This window comes from Amycolatopsis sp. NPDC114505 (assembly GCF_055633615.1).
Genome location: NZ_JBVKDV010000001.1, coordinates 3,249,096 through 3,266,259 on the forward strand (window position 1 = coordinate 3,249,096; position 17,164 = coordinate 3,266,259).

12 protein-coding genes are annotated in these 17,164 nt (G+C 71.5%); 4 read left to right on the top strand and 8 right to left on the bottom strand.

The genetic code is table 11. The features are described 5' to 3' along the window. Positions 1–280: 280 nt before the first annotated feature. Positions 281–1,501, bottom strand: coding sequence for a hypothetical protein (locus tag ACZ7OU_RS16130; protein WP_470255568.1), 1,221 nt, complete (start codon positions 1,499–1,501; stop codon positions 281–283). A 199-nt stretch (positions 1,502–1,700) separates the two neighbouring features. Here ACZ7OU_RS16130 and ACZ7OU_RS16135 point away from each other — a divergent pair, with 199 nt between their 5' ends. Further along, complete coding sequence (locus ACZ7OU_RS16135; protein WP_470255569.1) at positions 1,701–4,739, top strand: AfsR/SARP family transcriptional regulator; 3,039 nt, start codon at positions 1,701–1,703, stop codon at positions 4,737–4,739. Positions 4,740–5,159: 420 nt separating this feature from the next. Further along, positions 5,160–5,498: a helix-turn-helix domain-containing protein gene (locus tag ACZ7OU_RS16140; protein ID WP_470255570.1), complete on the top strand. Its 339-nt coding sequence runs from the start codon at positions 5,160–5,162 to the stop codon at positions 5,496–5,498. A 587-nt stretch (positions 5,499–6,085) separates the two neighbouring features. Here ACZ7OU_RS16140 and ACZ7OU_RS16145 read toward each other — a convergent pair. Continuing rightward, positions 6,086–7,153: an aldo/keto reductase gene (locus ACZ7OU_RS16145; RefSeq protein WP_470255571.1), complete on the bottom strand. Its 1,068-nt coding sequence runs from the start codon at positions 7,151–7,153 to the stop codon at positions 6,086–6,088. An 87-nt stretch (positions 7,154–7,240) separates the two neighbouring features. After that, positions 7,241–8,743: a tannase/feruloyl esterase family alpha/beta hydrolase gene (locus ACZ7OU_RS16150; protein WP_470255572.1), complete on the bottom strand. Its 1,503-nt coding sequence runs from the start codon at positions 8,741–8,743 to the stop codon at positions 7,241–7,243. A 136-nt stretch (positions 8,744–8,879) separates the two neighbouring features. On the opposite strand from ACZ7OU_RS16150, the gene ACZ7OU_RS16155 reads away from it, so the two are divergent. Next, the gene (locus ACZ7OU_RS16155) at positions 8,880–11,582 is read left to right on the top strand and encodes an AAA family ATPase (RefSeq protein ID WP_470255573.1); all 2,703 of its coding nucleotides are present in this window, start codon (positions 8,880–8,882) and stop codon (positions 11,580–11,582) included. A gap of 92 nt (positions 11,583–11,674) precedes the next feature. Further along, positions 11,675–12,706 carry an alpha/beta fold hydrolase gene (locus tag ACZ7OU_RS16160; protein WP_470255574.1) on the top strand — a complete coding sequence of 344 codons (1,032 nt, stop codon included), beginning with the start codon at positions 11,675–11,677 and terminating at the stop codon, positions 12,704–12,706. Between the two features lie 51 nt (positions 12,707–12,757). Here ACZ7OU_RS16160 and ACZ7OU_RS16165 read toward each other — a convergent pair whose 3' ends face one another. From ACZ7OU_RS16165 to ACZ7OU_RS16185, 5 genes are all read right to left on the bottom strand, one after another. Further along, entirely contained in the window at positions 12,758–13,189 is a 432-nt protein-coding gene (locus ACZ7OU_RS16165; protein WP_470241160.1) for an organic hydroperoxide resistance protein, read from the bottom strand. Positions 13,190–13,260: 71 nt separating this feature from the next. Beyond that, positions 13,261–14,853 carry an ABC-F family ATP-binding cassette domain-containing protein gene (locus ACZ7OU_RS16170; RefSeq protein WP_470255575.1) on the bottom strand — a complete coding sequence of 531 codons (1,593 nt, stop codon included), beginning with the start codon at positions 14,851–14,853 and terminating at the stop codon, positions 13,261–13,263. A 463-nt stretch (positions 14,854–15,316) separates the two neighbouring features. Further along, positions 15,317–15,586, bottom strand: a complete 270-nt coding sequence (locus ACZ7OU_RS16175; RefSeq protein WP_470241158.1) for a hypothetical protein — start codon at positions 15,584–15,586, stop codon at positions 15,317–15,319. A gap of 165 nt (positions 15,587–15,751) precedes the next feature. After that, positions 15,752–16,336: a TetR/AcrR family transcriptional regulator gene (locus ACZ7OU_RS16180; RefSeq protein ID WP_470255576.1), complete on the bottom strand. Its 585-nt coding sequence runs from the start codon at positions 16,334–16,336 to the stop codon at positions 15,752–15,754. After that, positions 16,320–17,153: a class I SAM-dependent methyltransferase gene (locus tag ACZ7OU_RS16185; protein WP_470255577.1), complete on the bottom strand. Its 834-nt coding sequence runs from the start codon at positions 17,151–17,153 to the stop codon at positions 16,320–16,322. The genes ACZ7OU_RS16180 and ACZ7OU_RS16185 overlap by 17 nt, the downstream gene beginning before the upstream one ends. Positions 17,154–17,164 lie beyond the last annotated feature (11 nt).

Genomic DNA, 17,164 nt, shown 5'->3' on the forward strand with positions numbered 1-17,164 from the left:
AGCCACAGGCAGGCCGCGACCGCGGCGAGCTCGGCGGGCCCGGCGCCGAGGAAGGTCGTGTCGCCGACGCGGTCGCCGAGCAGCAGGCCGGCCGCCACGACCGGGACGACGGCGAGGGTGAGCCCGGGCAACCGGTCGAACAGCGTGGCCAGGACGGCTCGTCCGTCGGCGTGGCTGCGGCCGGCCGGCGCGACCACGGCGTCGGCGAGCGACACCCGGCCGTGCGAGGTGGCGGTGACGAGCGCGCCGTGGCGGGCGCCGCAGACGTAGTGCCAGCTGGTCATGAGGTCACCGGCTTCGGCAGCGGAACCGGCGAGACGGGCACCGCGTGGGTCGGCTCGGGAAGATCGAGCAGCCGGTACATGGTGCGCCGCAGGCGGTGCCCGGCTCGGCCGGGGCGGGACGTCAGCAGTCCGCGGACGAGGCCGGGAAGCCCGGCGGCGTCGCGTGCCCGGGCAGCCGCGTGCAACTGGGGCCGCAGGGGCCGGTCCGGTCGCCATCGGGGTGCGTGCCGGGCGAGGACCTCCGTGGGGGTGCCGGCCAGGAGCGGCTGGTCGGGGTTGTCGGCGAGCAGGATCGCCGCGCCCGCCGCGGCGCCGTAGCCGGTGACGGACCCGTAGTCGCCGAGCACGTGGTCGGCGGCGGCCAGCGCGGCGCGCCACCCTTCGTCGGGCGGTACCAGGACGAGCCCGGCGCGGAGCGCGCCGGCGAGCCAGGACCGGATCTGCCACGAGCCGTGGTGGGACCAGATCGCCGGGTGCAGGGCGCCCACGACGAGGTAGCGGTCCCGCGGGAGCTCGGCGACGACGCGGTCGAACAGGTCGGGGTGCCTGCCGAACGCCGACCGCGGTGACCAGGTGGACGTCACCACGACCACCTGCCGATCGCCGGTGGCGCCCAGCGCCCGCCGGTACTGGTCGCGGTACGGGAGGCTCGCGGTGAGCCGGTCGAGGGCGATGTCGCCGGCGACGACCGCGGCGGGCAGCGCGGGCGGGCACAGCTCGGCCAGCAGGTCGCGTTCGCGGTCGTGAACCAGGACGATCGCGTCGGCGCGGACCCGGCCCGCGCGCAGCAGCTGGTCCGGCCCGAGACCCACCTGGGGCCGGTACCGGCCGCCGCCGGGCGGGCGCCAGGGCTGGTACTGCCCGAAGCCGCCGCCGTGCGGCACCAGCAGGACCGGGGCGGTGAGGTCGTCGATGCCGCGGGTGCTGCCGGCGAGGACGAGGTCGACGTCGCCGCGGCGCGCCTGGTCCCAGGGGAGCACGATGCCGCCCTGCGCCCGGAGGAAGTCATGCGTTGCCGGCCAGCCGTCGCCGGTTTCGGGGCTGCTGAACGCGATCTGGACGCGGTGGTCGGCTTCGAGCAGCGGCAGCAGGTCCAGCAACCGGGTGCCGGCCACGATGTGCGGTACGAGCACGAGAACGGACTTCGTCCCGAGCCGGGTGGCGAAGTGTGCGTCGGCGGTTCCGAAGGGGCTGCGCACCCGGGTCCGAGCGGCCATCGAGGTCCTCCACAGGTCGTGTCCAGTTGTTGTCACGAATGTCGTGGACCCGGTTGAGAAAAGCCTTTCGGCCTGTGGTTCCGTCCGTTGACAATTGATCAACGACCGTCGTCAACGGGCCTTTGTCATGCCTCTGACGTGGTCTTTCGGTCGAATCAATGGGAAAATGGCCGGGGAGGGTCCGGGGGAAGGGGGCGCGGTGGAAATCGTGTTCGGAATTCTTGGGCAAACGGCCTTGCTGCTGCACGGGAAAGTGACCGTGAAGTGGGCCCAGCCTCGTTCGAGGCAGGTTCTCGCCGCGTTGCTGACGTGGCCGAACCACCGGTTCTCCGTCGACGACGTCGTGGAATGGGTGTGGGCCGACGACGAGAGCGTGCCGAGGGAGGCGCTGGCGACTCTGCACCAGAACGCCGCGCACTTGCGAAAAGCTTTGCAGGCGAACGGAATCGACGCACACGTCGGGATCGGCAAGGCCGGGTGCGTCGTCGAGATCGACGAGGGGCTGGTCGACTACGTCGCTTTCGATCGGATGATGGCGCCCGCGCGGCAGCTGCGTGACCGGGGTGACCACCACCGGGCCCACGTCGAGGCGCAGGCGGCGATGCGGCTGTGGCGGGACGAGCCGCTGAGCGACCTGCGGACGCGGCGTGCCGCCGGCTGGCGCGCGCAGTGGCTGCGCAGCCACTGGCTTCCGGCGAACGCCTTCCTGGTCGCGGAGCTCCTGGCCGCCGGGCAGGCCGACGTGGCCCTCGGCCGGTTGATGGAGCTCGAACACGCCCATCCCCTGGAACTGAGCCTGGCGAAGCTGCGGGTCCGGGCACTGGCCGCGGCGGACCGCCCGGGTGAGGTGACGGAGTTCTTCCTCGCGATGCGCCGGCGGTACCTCGACGCGGGTGAACTGCGGGCCGCGGACGAACTGCGAGCGGTGCACGAGGAGGTGATCACCGGCGACGGCGGCTTTCCCCGCCAGGTGGTGCGGGTCCAGGCCGTGGCGGAGGAACCGTCCGGCTCGCCGGTGTGGCACGTCCCGCCGGACTGCGACGAGCTCGAGGGGCGGGCCGAGCTGCTGGCGGAGCTGGACGCGTTCACGTCCGATTCGACCGGGGCGCCGCGCCGGGGTGTGGTCGTGGTGACCGGCGGGCCGGGCGTGGGCAAGTCCGCCGCGGTGGTGCGGTGGGCGCACCGGGCGCGGCGCCGGTTCCGGCACGGGGTCGTCCTGCTGGACCTGCGGGGCGACAGCCAGGCGACGGCCGCGGACAGCGGCGAGGTCGTGGACACTTTGCTGTCGTTGCTGGACTTCCCGGTCGACAAGGTGGTGAACCCGGTGGCGAGGGCGGCGAAGCTGTCGGGGCTGCTGCGGGAGCGGCCGCTTTCGGTGGTGCTGGACAACGTCCGCAGCCGCGAGCAGGTCGCGCCGCTGCTGGGCGTGCTCGCCGCGTGCACCGTGCTGGTCGTTTCGCGGTGGCGGCTGCCGTCGCTGGCCGCGACGGTGTCCCCGCCGGTGGTGACCGTGCGGCCGCTGGCCGCCCACGACGCGGCGTCGATGCTGGATCGCCGGATCGGCCGGCGTGCCCGGGAGGACCGCCGCGGCGCGGCGGAGCTGGTGCGGCTGTGCCGGGGAAACCCGCTGGCGCTCACGCTGGTGGCCGATCGGGCGCTGGCGCGCACGGGCATGGTGCTGCCGACGCTGGCCGGGCTGCTGAGGGACGCCGACCTGCTGCTGGACCTCGGAGACGAGGGCGATTGGCCGCAGCGGAGCCTGCGGGCGGCGTTCACCGTCTCCTATCAGGCCCTGGACGCGGGTGAGCGGCGAGTGCTGGCGGTGATCGGGCTGCACCCGGGCGCGGAGCTCACGGCCGAAGCCGTCGCGGCCGCGGACGGGCGGCCGCTGCCTGCGGTCCGTCGGTCACTCGACGTCCTGGTGGCAGCGCACCTGCTCGAGCACCCCGGCAACCTCGACCGCTACCGCGTCCACGACCTCCTGCACGCCTACGCCGCTTCGATCGCGGCGCAGCTGGACGACGTCGCCGCGGCCCGGCGCCGGATGTTCGAGTTCTACCTGCTGATGGCCCGCGACGCGCATCGCCTGGTGTTCCCGCACAAGCCGCCACCGCCGTCGCCGGCCACGACCCTGGCGTGGCCGGGCGCCGGTTTCCGCGGCGCGGCGGCGGCCCGGCAGTGGGTGATCCGGGAAAAGAACCTGCTGGCCGAGGTCGTCACCGGCGCGGCCGCGGTGGGACTGCACGAGATCGCGTACCACCTGCCGGCGTTGTTCGTCGAACTGTTCGTGGCCAAGGGTTTCTTCGCCGACGCGATCAGTTGCCTGACCACCGCGGTGGCCAGTGTCGAAGCGGTCCTCGCCGATTCCGGCGGCACCGAAGCGCACCTGCGGGAGGTGCTGGGGTCGCACGTGAACGATCTCGGGGTCACCCTGATGCACCAAGGGGAGGAACGGGAAGCGGAACGGCACCTCCGGCGCGCGCTGGAACTGGCCGAGGGGTTCCCGATGGGCCGGATCGCCGCGACGTTGAACCTGGCCCGGTGGCACCTTCGATCCGGCCGGGCGACGGAAGCCGCGGTGATGTGCCGGCTGGCGCTGGAGCTGGCCTACGAGCTGGGCGAGCCGTCCTTGTGCGCCATCGCGGCGCACCGGCTCGCGAACGCGCTGGTGGAGGCGCGGGGGTTCGAGCAGGAGGCGCTGGAGCTGTACGCCGAGGCGCTGGACCACCTGAGTGACTCGCCCGACGCGACGACGCGGCTGGAGATCCACACCGCGCGAGGCTCGCTGCTGACCGACCTGGGGCGGCTGGCCGAGGCCGACGAGCAGTGCCGGCTCGCCTCGGAGCTGACGTCCGCGAGCCTGAGCCTGTCGTCGGTGATGAAGCTGAACACGGTACTGGCCAGGCTGAGGCACGAGCAGGGCAACGCGCGAGCGGCGTTGTGGTACGCCCATCGCGCGGTCGAGCTGGCCGATCGCACCGGGCACGCGACGGGCCAGGCCAGGGCCCTGTCGGCCTTGGCGGCGATCCTGCGCGAGCGCGGCAACCGGGTGGACGCGCGGGCGCTGTGGCTGCAGGCGGCGGAGCTCTACCGGGGCCGGGAGCGGGGCACGCGGGTGGCGGAGCTCGGCGAGCTGATCGACGAGCTGGACGCGTCGGAGCCGGTCGTTCCGGTCGCGCGGGACGGTGAGCGGGACACGGTGGCGATGCTCCCGCCGCGGCGGGAAGCGGAGCAGTAGCCGCTCATTCTTTCGGTGCTTCGTGCCGCGATATGCCGCGACACTGGAGTCCTGATTTTTCCTTGCTGGTAAGGGTTTTCTGCTCCTGACTGTCCACTGTGGCTGACATGACAGCCGATTTCGCCATGCGTGCTCTTGGTGTTGTGTCGGTGTGGCGTTGCAGAGTGTTACGGCGGACACAATCGGCCGAACACGCGTCATGGTCTCCGGGTAGCTCACTCGCAGGTGTGCGAGGAAGGCAAGCCGCGCACCAATCCAGGGAGCGGAGCACGCCATGAGCACGACGCCACCACTCGGTTGGCGGTTTGTTCGCCGACATCGATGTCGTTGGCTGGAAGCGGACCGCGTGACCCGCGAGCCGTCGCTACCCGGCCGCGTCAGCACGCACACGGATCAGCTGTTCGGGGCGGCGATGATCTGGTGAGCGACGACGACGGAGTCACGCGTTCGCCGGATCCCATCCCCGACGACGTCGTGCGGGAGCTCGTCGACGACTACGCGGCCGGGGAGACCATCGAGAGCCTGGTCGCGCGTCTGCCGTACAGCTACCGCAAGATCCGCACCGCGCTGATCGACGCGGGGGTCACCCTGCGCCCGCCGCGCATCCCGCTGCCGCCGACCCCGCCCGGACTGGTCAACGCTTACGCCGACGGGCGGTCGATCCGTCAGCTCGCGACCACCTACGGCATGTCCTACAACCAGACGCGCAACATCCTCCTCGCCGAAGGTGTCGAGCTCCGCCGTCGCGGCCAGCCTTGACGTTTCCGCGCTGCCGGGCTTCGCAGTAGGCGGCTGCCTGCGAAGCCCGGCGCGACTCGGCTTTGGTCGTGATCGCGACCGGCGGTGCCGGCTCAAGCACCGGCGAGCATGATGATCCACCACGCCATTTCGGCGAAGTGCGCCATGGGGATTCCTCCTTCGTCTCCGGGGACCGCTGCGGTGCTCGCCTCGTGGTCGGATGAGGTGCCATCTTTGCCCTCATGCGGTGTGGGGAGGAGCTCTTTCGGTGGTCATTCGAATGGGGCAGGGGAAGGTTACAGGGCGGGATGGGCTCCAATCTTCCGGGGTGCCACTCAACGGGACAACCCGTTCGAGAAAGTCCCACCCGATGGCTTGACTAGGAAAAATACGCTCTGAATTCGACAGCTGGCACTGTTTTTGCCACTCCACTGTAGAGCTTCGTGCTCCGAGTAGATCCAGTGATGGCAACGGATCCGATCCATCGGGAGGTCCGTGATGGCCCGGACAGAGCAATGCGGCCACTCGTTCGAGTGACCGCATTGCCCGCAATCCCGTGTCGTCGGCAAGAAAGCGAAAGAATTTCACCTGAAAGGGTGCCGCCGTTGCTACCAGTTCCGCACGGCCGGCGCGTACCCCTCCGGTTTGTCGCCCACCTTCGTGCCCGGCGTGACGATCCAGTTCTGGTACTGCGCCGTGAACATCCGGTACACCGACGCCGGCGGCACCGCACTCGCCTCGTTCAGCTGCGCACGCAGCTCCGCCGGGATCTCGAAGTCCAGCGCCGCCATGCTCTTGCCCAGCTGCTCGGCGCTGCTCGCCCCGACGATCGCCGACGCGATGCCCGGCTGCGTTGCCACCCAGTTGATCGCCACCTGGGCCATCGTCACGCCCAGCTTGCCCGCGACCTCCTCCAGCGGCTTCAACAACTGCCAGTCGCGCTCGGTCCAGGCCTGTGCGTCAGGATCGAACCGGCCCGAGCCGCCGTCGCGGTACTTGCCCGTCAGGAAGCCGCCGGCCAGCGGGCTCCATGCCGTGATGCCGAGGCCGAGACTCTGTCCCATCGGGACGTGCTCCGTCTCGATTTCGCGCTGTACCAGGGAATACGGCAGCTGCAGGTTGATCATCGGCGTGAGCGCGTGCGCCTCGGCGATGCTCTGGGCTCGGGCCGCGTACCACGCCGGTACGTCGGACAGGCCCGCGTAGCGGATCTTGCCCGCCCGGACGAGGTCGTCGAGCGTGTGCACGACCTCCTCGACCGGGGTCAGCCGGTCCCACGTGTGCAGCAGGAACAGGTCGATGTAGTCCGTGCCCAGGCGGCGCAACGATGCCTCGAGCGCGCGGACCAGGTGCTTGCGGCCGTTGCCGCCCGCGTTGGGGTCGCCCGGGTCGACGCTGTTGGTGAACTTCGTGGTGAGCACGACGCGCTCGCGCACGTTCGCCTCGGCGATGAGGCGGCCGAGGATGGTTTCGCTCTCGCCCGCCGTGTAGAAGTCCGCCGTGTCGAGGAAGTTGCCGCCTTCGTCGAGGTACTCGCGGAAGATCGGGCGGACCTCGTCCTCGGTCTTCCCGTAGGCGGCGTGGAAACCGCCGGTGCCGAAGTTCATCGTCCCGAGCGCGAGCCGGCTGACGCGCAGGCCCGAGCGGCCGAGGAGGTAGTACTGATCAAGTGCCATGACTTCAGCGTGCCGACCATTTTTTGGACCGGCAAGTCCAGTAACGCCGTGTGTGCCGGAGGGAGGCCGGCACACACGGCGTTCGGCTCAGCGGCAGCGGTAGCTCGACGCCGTCGCCGGATCGCCGCCGGTGTAGCGCGACACCGACGGCAGCGGGCACAGGTTCCGGGTCTTCCCGTCCGCGGACGCCGCCGCGAGCGTGGCCGGGGCCTTGCCGTGCTCCACCCAGTCGACGAGCTGCCCGAGCGCGTTCGTCGGCTCGGGGCCGCCGCCACCGAAGCAGTGCTCGACGCCCGGGGCGAGGAACAACCGGTAGAAGTCGTTGACGCCACCCATCGTCCGTTCGACCTGCTTGCGGTAGGACAGCGTGCCGCCCGGCGGGATCAGCTGGTCGTTCGCGCCCACGAACGTGATCAGCTTGCCGCCGGCGCGGCGGAACGCCGACAGGTCCGGGTCGGACGTGCCGATGACGTCGTCGTACTCCCGCACCGACTGGCGGAACAGCGCGGCGAACTGGCCGTACGTCAGCTTCGACGTGTCGAAATCGGGCTGCTTCTCCAGGAACGACTGCACCCACTTGACGGCCACCGGGAAGCCCGGCGCGACGAGCGTGCCGTCGGGGCCCGGCGTCGTGCCGGCCAGCCAGGTGAAGTCCGCGCCCTTGGGGAGCCCGGCCCACAGCTTGCGGCCGCGCTCGTCGGTCGGGCCCGCCCAGATCTTGCGCATGACCTCGGCGTCCGCCGCGGTGACGGTGAACTCCTGGCCGTCGCAGACCACCTTCGTGCCGACCAGGCTGCGCGGGTCGTAGCCGCACTCGTCCGGCCGGTCGACGATGCCGTTGGTGACGCCGTCACGCGCGTCGCACGCCTGGACCGCGGCGGTGCGGAACGCCGAAAGCACGCACGTGCTGGGGAAGTCGTGGCTCTGGTTCATCACGATCTGCGGCCAGAGCGTCGCGACGGCGAACTGCGTCCAGTCGACGGCCGGGGCGTTGGCGAGGATTCCGTCGAAGTCGCCGGCGTAGTTCTGGGCCTCGGAATACCCCTGGCGGCCGCCGGTCGAGCAGCCGGTCCAGTACGAGTACGCCACCGGGCGGTGGTAGTACCGCTGTGTGACGGCCTTCCCGATCAGGGCTTCCTCGTGCACCGAACGGGTGGCGAAGTTGGTCAGGAGCGTCTGGTCGACCTGGCCGTCGGTCACCGCCCACGACGTGTCGAGCCCGTCGAGGGACACGCCCGCGTCGGTCGTCACGCCGGTGTAGCCGTCCTTGACGGCCTGGGCGAGCCCGTCGAAGTTGCCGGCGGCGTAGGCGCTGCCGCCGAGGGCCTGCAGCCGGCCGGTCCACCCGGTGTCGGGCAGGGCCACGGCGACCTTGACGTGGTCGCTGCCGTCGTGGGTCAGGGTGACGGTGAGCTGGCAGTACGCGGTCTTGTGCTCGGCCGTGACCGACTCGATCTTCGCGCCGGCCGGGGCGGGTACGGAGACGGCGGCGCAGGCCGGCGTCGCGGCCGCCGCGCTCGGCGCCAGCGGCACCAGGCCGGTCAGCAGGAGCGGCACGGCGGCCGCCATGAACTTCGGGATGCGTCTCATCGGTTCCTCGGGTCGCTTGCGTGGACGCTGTGAAGCTAGGTGGCGGCCCGCGGCCGCCGCGCCCGTCGGATGACGCTGTTGATGTACGTCACTCGGCCTTGAGCTGCGGAAACGTGCGTTGGGTAAGGTCGGTTCCATGGCGCTGCACGGGCGGGAAGCCGAGCTGAAGGAGCTGGGCGAGCTCGTCGACGGCCCCGAAGACCGCGCCGGCGTCGTCCTGCGCGGCGAAGCCGGCATCGGGAAGTCGGCCCTGGTGGCCGAGACGGCGGCCGCGGCGTCGGTCGCCGGGCTGCGCGTGCTGCGGACGGCCGGGGCCGAGGCCGAGCAGAACCTCGCGTACGCCGGGTTGCACCAGCTGCTTCACCCCGTCCGTGGGGCGGTGGCGGAGCTGCCGGCGCCGCAGCGGGACGCACTGCGGACGGCGTTGGGGCTGGCAGACGGAGCTTCGCCGAGTGCGTACCTGGTGGGGCTCGCGGCGTTGACGTTGCTGGCGGAGGAGGCGGCCGCGAAGCCGTTGCTGCTGGTGGCGGAGGACGTGCACTGGCTGGATCGCGCGAGCGCGGACGTCCTGGCGTTCGTGGCGCGGCGGATCGAGACCGAGCCGATCGTCCTGGTGGCGACCCTCCGCGACGGCGTTTCGTCTCCGCTGCTCGACGCGGGGCTGGCGCCGATGGTCTTGGAGCGGCTGGGGGCGGACGACGCGGCGGACCTGCTGGACGCGGTCGCGCCGGGGTTGGCCCCGGCGGTCCGCACCCGGCTGCTGACGGAGGCGGCGGGGCATCCGCTGGCGTTGACGGAGCTGCCGCTGGGGCTGGCGGACTTCGACGGGCTCGACCCGGTGCTGCCGCTGACGGAACGTCTGGAGCGGACGTTCACGGCGCGGGTGGCCGGGCTGCCGGCGGCGACGCGGACGGCGTTGCTGGTGGCGGCGCTGAACGAAACGACATCGCTGGCGGAGACCCTGACGGCGACGGCTTCGCTTCTGACGACGGATGCCGTCGAGCCCGAAGTTCTTGCCCCCGCCGTCGAAGCTCGCCTCGTCGAACTCTCCGCCGGCATCGTCACCTTCCGCCATCCGCTCATGCGCTCCGCCATCCCCGCGGCCGCCACCCCCACCGACCTGCGGCGGGCCCACCTCGCCCTCACCGAAGCTCTCCACGACCAGCCCGACCGCCGCGCCTGGCACCAGGCCGCCGCGACCGTCGGGCCCGACGAGACCGTCGCCGATGAACTCGACCGGACCGCCGAACGGGCCCGGTACCGGGGTGGGGCCGCGGCCGCCATCGCCGCGCTCGAACAGGCCGCGCGGCTCAGTGACCTGCCCGGGCGCCGGTGTGCACGGCTGCTCAAAGCCGCCGAGCTGGCCGTCGAGTCCGGGCGGCGGGAGACCGCCGAACGCCTCGTGCACGCCGCCAACCCTTCTGACAAGAGCCAACGGGCCACCGCCAGCCGGCTGCTCAGCGAGTTCGAAGACGGCCTTCGCGAAGACCCCGCCCGCGTCGCCGAACTCGCCGTCGCCGCCGAAAATGCCGCGGATGACGGGGAAGTCGCCGCCGCCACGCGGATTCTCTGGAGCGCCGCGATGCGCTGCTTCTGGACCGAACCCGGTAGCGCCGCCCGGAACGCCCTGCTCGACGTCGTCGATCGGCTCCCCATTCCCTGCGACGACCCGCGCGTCGTGGCCGTCACCGCCTATGTCGCGCCGTTCGAGCGCGGGCAGGAAGTCCTCGGGAACCTCCGGAAGCTCGTCGGGGCCACCGGTGCCGATCCCGAGGTCGATCGGTACCTCGGCAGCGCCGCGCTGCAGGTCGGGGCCTTCGACCTCGCCGCGCGGTTCTCCGCGGCCGCCGCTCCGGGGCTGCGGGCGCAAGGCCGGCTCGGGCCGCTGCCGCGGGCGCTGGCCGTCCAGGCGTGGAGCCGCGTCCGGCTCGGTGACCTCGCCGCGGCCGTGCCCGTCGCCGCCGAAGCCGCCCGGTTCGCCCGGGAGACCGGCCAGCCCTTCATGTACGGCCTCGCCACCGCCGTCCAGGCCGAGATCGCCGCCCTGCGCGGTGACCACAAGCAGGCGAAAACCCTGGCCGCCGAGGCCGAACGCGCCGGGCTCGCCGCGGGCGCGCGGCCGGTGCTCGCCACCGTCCAGCTCGCGCGCGGGCTCACGAGCCTGAGCGAAGGCCGCTTCGACGACGCCTTCGCCGACCTGCGCCGGCTGCTAGACCCGGCCGACCCCGCCTACCAGCTCGCCCTGCGCGCGTACTGCGTCGCCGAGCTGACCGAGGCCGCGGTGCGCTCCGGGCAGACCGACGCCATGCGCGACATCCTCGCCGAACTGGAACCGCTGGCGAAAACCACGCCTTCGCCCGCCCTGCACATCGGGCTGCGGTACGCGCGGGCCGTGCTCGACCCGGGTGACGAGCGGTTCGCCGAAGCGCTGGGGGCCGACCTGGCCGGCTGGCCCGCCGAACGCGGCCGCGTCCACCTGGCCTTCGGCGAGTGGCTGCGGCGGCAGCGGCGGGTCGTCGAGTCGCGGACGCACCTGCGCACCGCGCGCGAGACGTTCGACGCCCTCGGCATGACGGCCTGGGCCGAGCGGGCCCGCGCCGAACTGCGCGGCGCGGGCGAGTCGAGCCCGAACCGCGGTCCGGACGCGCGCGAGAAGCTGACCCCGCACGAGCTGAGCATCGCCCAGCTGGCCGCCGACGGCCTGACGAACCGGGAGATCGGCCAGCGGCTGTATCTTTCGCACCGGACCGTCGGCACGCACCTGCACCGGATCTTCCCCAAGCTCGGCGTGAGCTCCCGCGCCGACCTCGCCGGGATGCTGAAGACCCTGGAAGGGTGACTTACACCGGCTGCGTCACCTGACGGGCGCGAAGATCACTCGAAGCTCTCTAACGTCGTGAAAGTCCCACGGTCTTTCGCACAGGAGTCAAGATGATCAGCAGGAGAAGGTTCGGGCAGGCGTTCGCGGCGGGACTGGCGGCCACCTCCTTGGCGGCCTGCTCGTCCTCGGGCACCCCCGCGGCCGCACCCTCGACCACGCCCGACCCGCGGGCCGGCTCGGGCGAACACACGTCGCTCGGCGAGGTCAAGCACGTCGACGCCGGGGTGCTGAACATGGCCTACTACGAGTCCGGGCCGGCGACCGGGCAGCCGGTCGTGCTCCTGCACGGCTGGCCGTACGACCCGTACAGCTACGTCGACGTCGCGCCGATCCTGGCCGCGGCCGGCCACCGGGTGATCATCCCGTTCCTGCGCGGCTACGGCCCGACGACGTTCAAGTCGGCGCAGACGGTCCGCAACGGACAGCAGGCGGCGGTCGCGCTCGACGTCGTCGCCCTGATGGACGCGCTCAAGATCGACAAGGCCGTCCTCGGCGGCTACGACTGGGGTTCGCGGACGGTCGACATCATCGCCGCGCTGTTCCCGGAGCGCTGCCAGGCCGTCGTCGCGGTGAGCGGGTACATCGTCACGAACCTGGTGGCGAACCAGAAACCCCTTGCGCCGCAGGCCGAACTCGGCTGGTGGTACCAGTACTACTTCGCGACCGAACGCGGGCGCGCCGGCTACGCGGCCAACCGTCACGACTTCAACAAGCTGATCTGGAAGACGGCGTCCCCGGCGTGGCACTTCGACGACGCGACGTACGACCGGAGCGCGGCGGCGTTCGACAACCCCGACCACGTCGACATCGTCGTCCACAACTACCGCTGGCGCCTGAGTCTCGCCCCGGGTGAGCTGCAGTACGAGGCGTACGAACAAAAACTCGCCGCGGGTCCGGCCATCACGGTCCCGGCGATCACGATCGCCAGCGACTTCGACGGCGCGGCCAAGGACGGCAAGGCCTACCGCGCGAAGTACACCGGCAAGTACGAGCACCGGATCCTCGACGGCATCGGCCACAACGTCCCGCAGGAGGCCCCGCGCCCGTTCGCGCAGGCCATTGTGGACGCCGCCCGCATGTGAACGGTCGTGAGTGAGAAACAGTGTTCTAACACTGTTTCTCACTCACGACGGTCAGGCGACCGTGGCGTCGAGGGTGACTTCGATGTTGCCGCGCGTCGCCTTCGAGTACGGGCACAGCTGGTGCGCGCCGGTCACCAGCTCGTCGGCCGTGGCCTGGTCGATGCCCGACGCCTCCAGGTGCAAAGCCGCGCTCAGCTTGAAGTCGCTCGCCTCCGTGTCGTGGTGCAACGTGACTTCGGCGACGACGGCGAGGTCGTTCAGCGGCACCTTCTTCGCGGCGGCGACCCGGCGGACCGCGCCGACGAAGCACGACGCCCAGCCCGCGGCGAACAGCTGCTCCGGGTTCGTCCCGTCGCCCGCGCCGCCGAAGGCCTTGGGCACGGCGAGGGTGACGTCGAGCGCGCCGTCGTCGGAGGTCGCGCGGCCGCCGTTGCGGCCCTCCGCGGTGGAGGTGGCGACGGCGGTGTAGGTCACTTCGGACATGGTGTTCCTTTCAGCGGGTGACTCCACCACGCTAGGAACCCGCCCACGCCCGCGGCGACCGTCGCACGACGTCACCCGTGTACGTCACCGTTTTCCAGCCGCAGCCACCGGTCGATCCCGATGCGCTCGAGGAAGCGCTCGTCGTGGCTCACGACGACGAACGCGCCGCGGAACGCCGTCAGCGCGCTTTCCAGCTGCCCGGCGCTGACGAGGTCGAGGTTGTTCGTCGGCTCGTCGAGCAGCAGCAGCTGCGGCGCCGGTTCGGCGAACAGGACGCAGGCCAGCGTGGCGCGCAGCCGTTCCCCGCCCGAGAGAACGCCGACCGGCAGGTGCACCCGCGAGCCCCGGAACAGGAAGCGGGCCAGCAGGTTCATCCGCTGCGACGGCGGCGACGCGGGAGCGGCCGCGGCCAGGTTCTCGGCCACCGAGCGGTCGTCGTCGAGGAGGTCGAGACGCTGGGACAGGAACGCGACCCGGCCGTCGGCGCGGGACACCGAACCGCTGTCGGGCGTGAGATCTCCGGTCACCAGCCGCAGCAGGGTGGACTTCCCGGCACCGTTGGGCCCGGTGAGCGCGATCCGCTCGGGGCCGCGGATCGTCAGGTCGACGCCGTCCGGGAAGAGGCCGCGCGCCCGCAGGCCCTCGCCGGTGAAGAGCGTGCGGCCGGCCGGGACCTCCGTCCGCGGCAGCTCCAGGCTGATCTTCTGCTCGTCCCGGCGCGCCCGCTCGGCCTGGTCGAGTTTCGCCTTGGCCGCGCCGACGCGGGCCGCGTGCGTGCCGTCCGCCTTGCCCGCCGACTCCTGCGCGTTGCGCTTCATGGTGCCCGCGAAGATCTTGGGCAGTCCCGCGCTACCGAGATTGCGCGACGCGGTGCTCGCGCGGCGGGCGGCGCGCTCGCGGGCCTGCTGCATCTCCCGCTTCTCGCGCTTGACCTCCTGTTCGGCACTGCGGATGTTCTTCTCGGCGACCTCCCGCGCGGCTTCGACGGCCTCTTCGTAGGAGGTGAAGTTCCCGCCATGGAACCGGATTTCGCCGCGGTCGAGCTCGGCGATCCGGTCCATCCGGTCGAGCAGCGCGCGGTCGTGGCTGACCACGACGAGACAGCCGGACCAGTCGTCGAGCACGGCGTACAGCTTGTGCCGGGCTTCGCGGTCGAGGTTGTTGGTCGGCTCGTCGAGCAGCAGCACGTCCGGCCGTTTGAGCAGCTGCGCGGCCAGTCCCAGCGAGACGATCTGACCGCCGGACAGCGTGCTCAGCGAGCGGTCGAGCGCGACGTCGAGACCCAGCCGGTCGAGCTGGGCGCGCGTGCGTTCCTCGATGTCCCAGTCGGTGCCGATGGTGGTGAAGTGCGCTTCGTCGACGTCGCCGGACTCGACGGCCGCGATGGCGTCCAGAACCGGTGCGACGCCGAGGATTTCGGCGACGGACGGCTCCCCGCTCAGCGGCAGGTCCTGGGGCAGGTAGCCGAGGACACCGTCGGCGGTGACGCTGCCCGAAGACGGCGTCAGCGTTCCGGCGACGAGCTTCAGCAGCGTCGTCTTGCCGGAGCCGTTCGGGGCGACGAGCCCGGTGCGGCCGCCGGGGAACGTGGCGGACAGGTGGTCGAAGACGGGGGTGTCGTCGGGCCAGGAGAAGGACAGGCCGGACAGCACGATTTCGGACATGGTGAAGACCTCGTGGTGGTGCGAAGCGAAAGGGGGACGTCGAAAGCGGCCCGCACCGGCACTGCCGGGGGCCTGCACACTCCGGAGCTACCCGGAGATGTCGACGTCACCTGCCACGACTGGTCTCCTCCGTTGATCTTCCCCGCGAAGATAGCAGCTGGGAGCTGCCCTGTAAGTCATCGGAGCCGGAGCACGATGCTTGAGCCGGTTGAAGCACCGAATACGCCTTGTCCGCGATCACCGTCTTCGGCCGACACCTCGGCCGGCCTGGCCCGGCGTCGTCGGCGTCGTCTTTGACGATCACCCGGTCGAGGATCTTGTCCCAGGTGCCGTCCTTGGTCCACAACCGCAGCCGTTCGTGCGCGGTCTTCGATCACCGCCCACGCTTTATCCGTCGACTCACCGCGACCGACCACGTCCGCAATCCAACCGGACCGCAGCTGGATCACTTACGAGACATCCCTTAGGCGAGCTCGGCCGAAACGACCGCGGTCAGCTCGCGCAACCGGTCCAGCAGGGGCTCGGTCTCTTCGGCGGCCAGCAGGACGGCGCAGACCATGCTGCTCTCGCGGACGCCGTCCTTGATGTCGACGGACAGCTCGTGGACGAGGTGGCCCGCCAGTGCGCTGACCAGTGCCGGGATTTCTCCGGCGCCACCGACGAAGTACGTGGCGATGCGGCGGCGCAGCAGCATGGCCGAGCGGGTGGCGGGAATGGCGAAGGACGTGGACATGGCTGATCTCCCGGGATGCAGAAGGAATGAGATCGGGGCCAGGTCCCGAGAAAACGCGATCGACGACGCTGCGCGCCGGCGACCTGGGTTCAGCCGGCGCGCCGGGTTACGAGTCGCGAGGACATCATCGGGCGCTGCACGGCGACAGGCTAACACGAGCTCCGCTCACCGGGGCAACACCCGATCGAGGAGGCTGGTCACGGTGTCGCGGTAGCGCTGCGGGTCGAGGTCGGGCTCCCACGAGCGCTGGAGCAGGAAACCCTGGATGAGCGCGAGCAGGACGCGCGCGAACATGTCCGGCTCGACGCCGTCCGGCAGCCCGATGCCGGCCAGCGCGCGGCCGACGTCGTCGAGCGGGGCGAGTCCCTCGGTGACGATCCGCCGGAGCCGCTCGTCGTGCTGGGCGCGGGCCCAGACGTGGACGGTGACGCGCCGCCGTCGTGCCTCCTCGGGGTCGGCCACCCAGTCGAAGTAGGCGTCGAGGAACCGGCGGAGGGCGTCCGGGCCGCCGTCGGCGATCGCGGCGCGGACCAGGTCCCGCTCGTGCTCGTGCCGGTCGGCGGCGACCGCCTCGATGATGGCTTCCTTGCCGTCGAAGTAGCGGTAGAGGGCGCCGGCGCTCATCCCGGACTCGGCGACGATGTCCTGCATGGACGCCCCGTCCGGGCCGGTCTTCTCGAAGCAGGTCATCGCGGCGTCGAGGATTCGCTGCCGTTGCTTCCGGCGGCGCTCGTCACTGATGCGGGGCACGGGCGCTCCTCGTGGCGACGGCGATCCGGTAGAGCCGCGAGCTGCCGCCGGCTTCGTGGGCCGAGACGTCTTTCCGCAGTTCGAAGCCGCGTTCGGCCAGGAACTCCCGGGTTTCGGCGGGCAGCAACCCGAAGGTCCACGGCTCCCCGGCCCGCGCGACGGCCCGCACCCACCGCCGCGCCTCGGGGAAGGGGCTGGGTTCGCGCAGCGCCCGGACGTCGACGTAGGTGAAGACGAGGTCGCCGCCGAGCCCGTGGATGGCCGCGAGGGTGGTGCCGACGGCGTCGGCGGTGAGGTAGTTGGTCACGCCCTCCCAGACGAAAACGCTCGGTTTCCCCAGGTCGAAGCCGTTTTCGAGGAGGCTCGCCGTCAGGTCGTCGTGCTCGAAGTCGACGGGAACGTAGACGGGACCCGGGCCCATCTTGGTGCGCTTCCGGGCCTGGGTGGCGGGGTGGTCGACCTCGAAGACGGCCCGCCCGTCGAGCGCGGCCAGCCGGTGCGCGCGGGTGTCGTAGCCGGCGCCGAGGAGGACGCACTGGGTGTCATCGGTCATGGCGTCGGCGAGGGCGTCGTCGATGACCTCGGTCCGCGCGATCCCGGACGTCCGCGGCCCCGGCCCGGCGACGACGTCGTAGAGGCCGGTGGCGAGCCGCCGGACACCGGGGACGCGCGCGGCCTCGGCGAGAACGCGCAGCGAGGGCCGGAGGAAGGCGGTGGCATAGGGGTCTTCGAAGCGTCTTCGCCCTCGGGGGCGGTGGGATTCGAAGGCGCGCTGCAGGGCCATCGTCTCCGCGGTGAAGCTGGCTCGGGAGTCCATAGCGAATGATT

Coding starts and splice junctions, on each gene's coding strand:
- ACZ7OU_RS16130 (WP_470255568.1), bottom strand. CDS start 1,501: ATGGCCGCTCGGACCCGGGTGCGCAGCCCCTTCGGAACCGCCGACGCA.
- ACZ7OU_RS16145 (WP_470255571.1), bottom strand. CDS start 7,153: ATGGCACTTGATCAGTACTACCTCCTCGGCCGCTCGGGCCTGCGCGTC.
- ACZ7OU_RS16150 (WP_470255572.1), bottom strand. CDS start 8,743: ATGAGACGCATCCCGAAGTTCATGGCGGCCGCCGTGCCGCTCCTGCTG.
- ACZ7OU_RS16155 (WP_470255573.1), top strand. CDS start 8,880: ATGGCGCTGCACGGGCGGGAAGCCGAGCTGAAGGAGCTGGGCGAGCTC.
- ACZ7OU_RS16160 (WP_470255574.1), top strand. CDS start 11,675: ATGATCAGCAGGAGAAGGTTCGGGCAGGCGTTCGCGGCGGGACTGGCG.
- ACZ7OU_RS16165 (WP_470241160.1), bottom strand. CDS start 13,189: ATGTCCGAAGTGACCTACACCGCCGTCGCCACCTCCACCGCGGAGGGC.
- ACZ7OU_RS16170 (WP_470255575.1), bottom strand. CDS start 14,853: ATGTCCGAAATCGTGCTGTCCGGCCTGTCCTTCTCCTGGCCCGACGAC.
- ACZ7OU_RS16175 (WP_470241158.1), bottom strand. CDS start 15,586: ATGTCCACGTCCTTCGCCATTCCCGCCACCCGCTCGGCCATGCTGCTG.
- ACZ7OU_RS16185 (WP_470255577.1), bottom strand. CDS start 17,153: ATGGACTCCCGAGCCAGCTTCACCGCGGAGACGATGGCCCTGCAGCGC.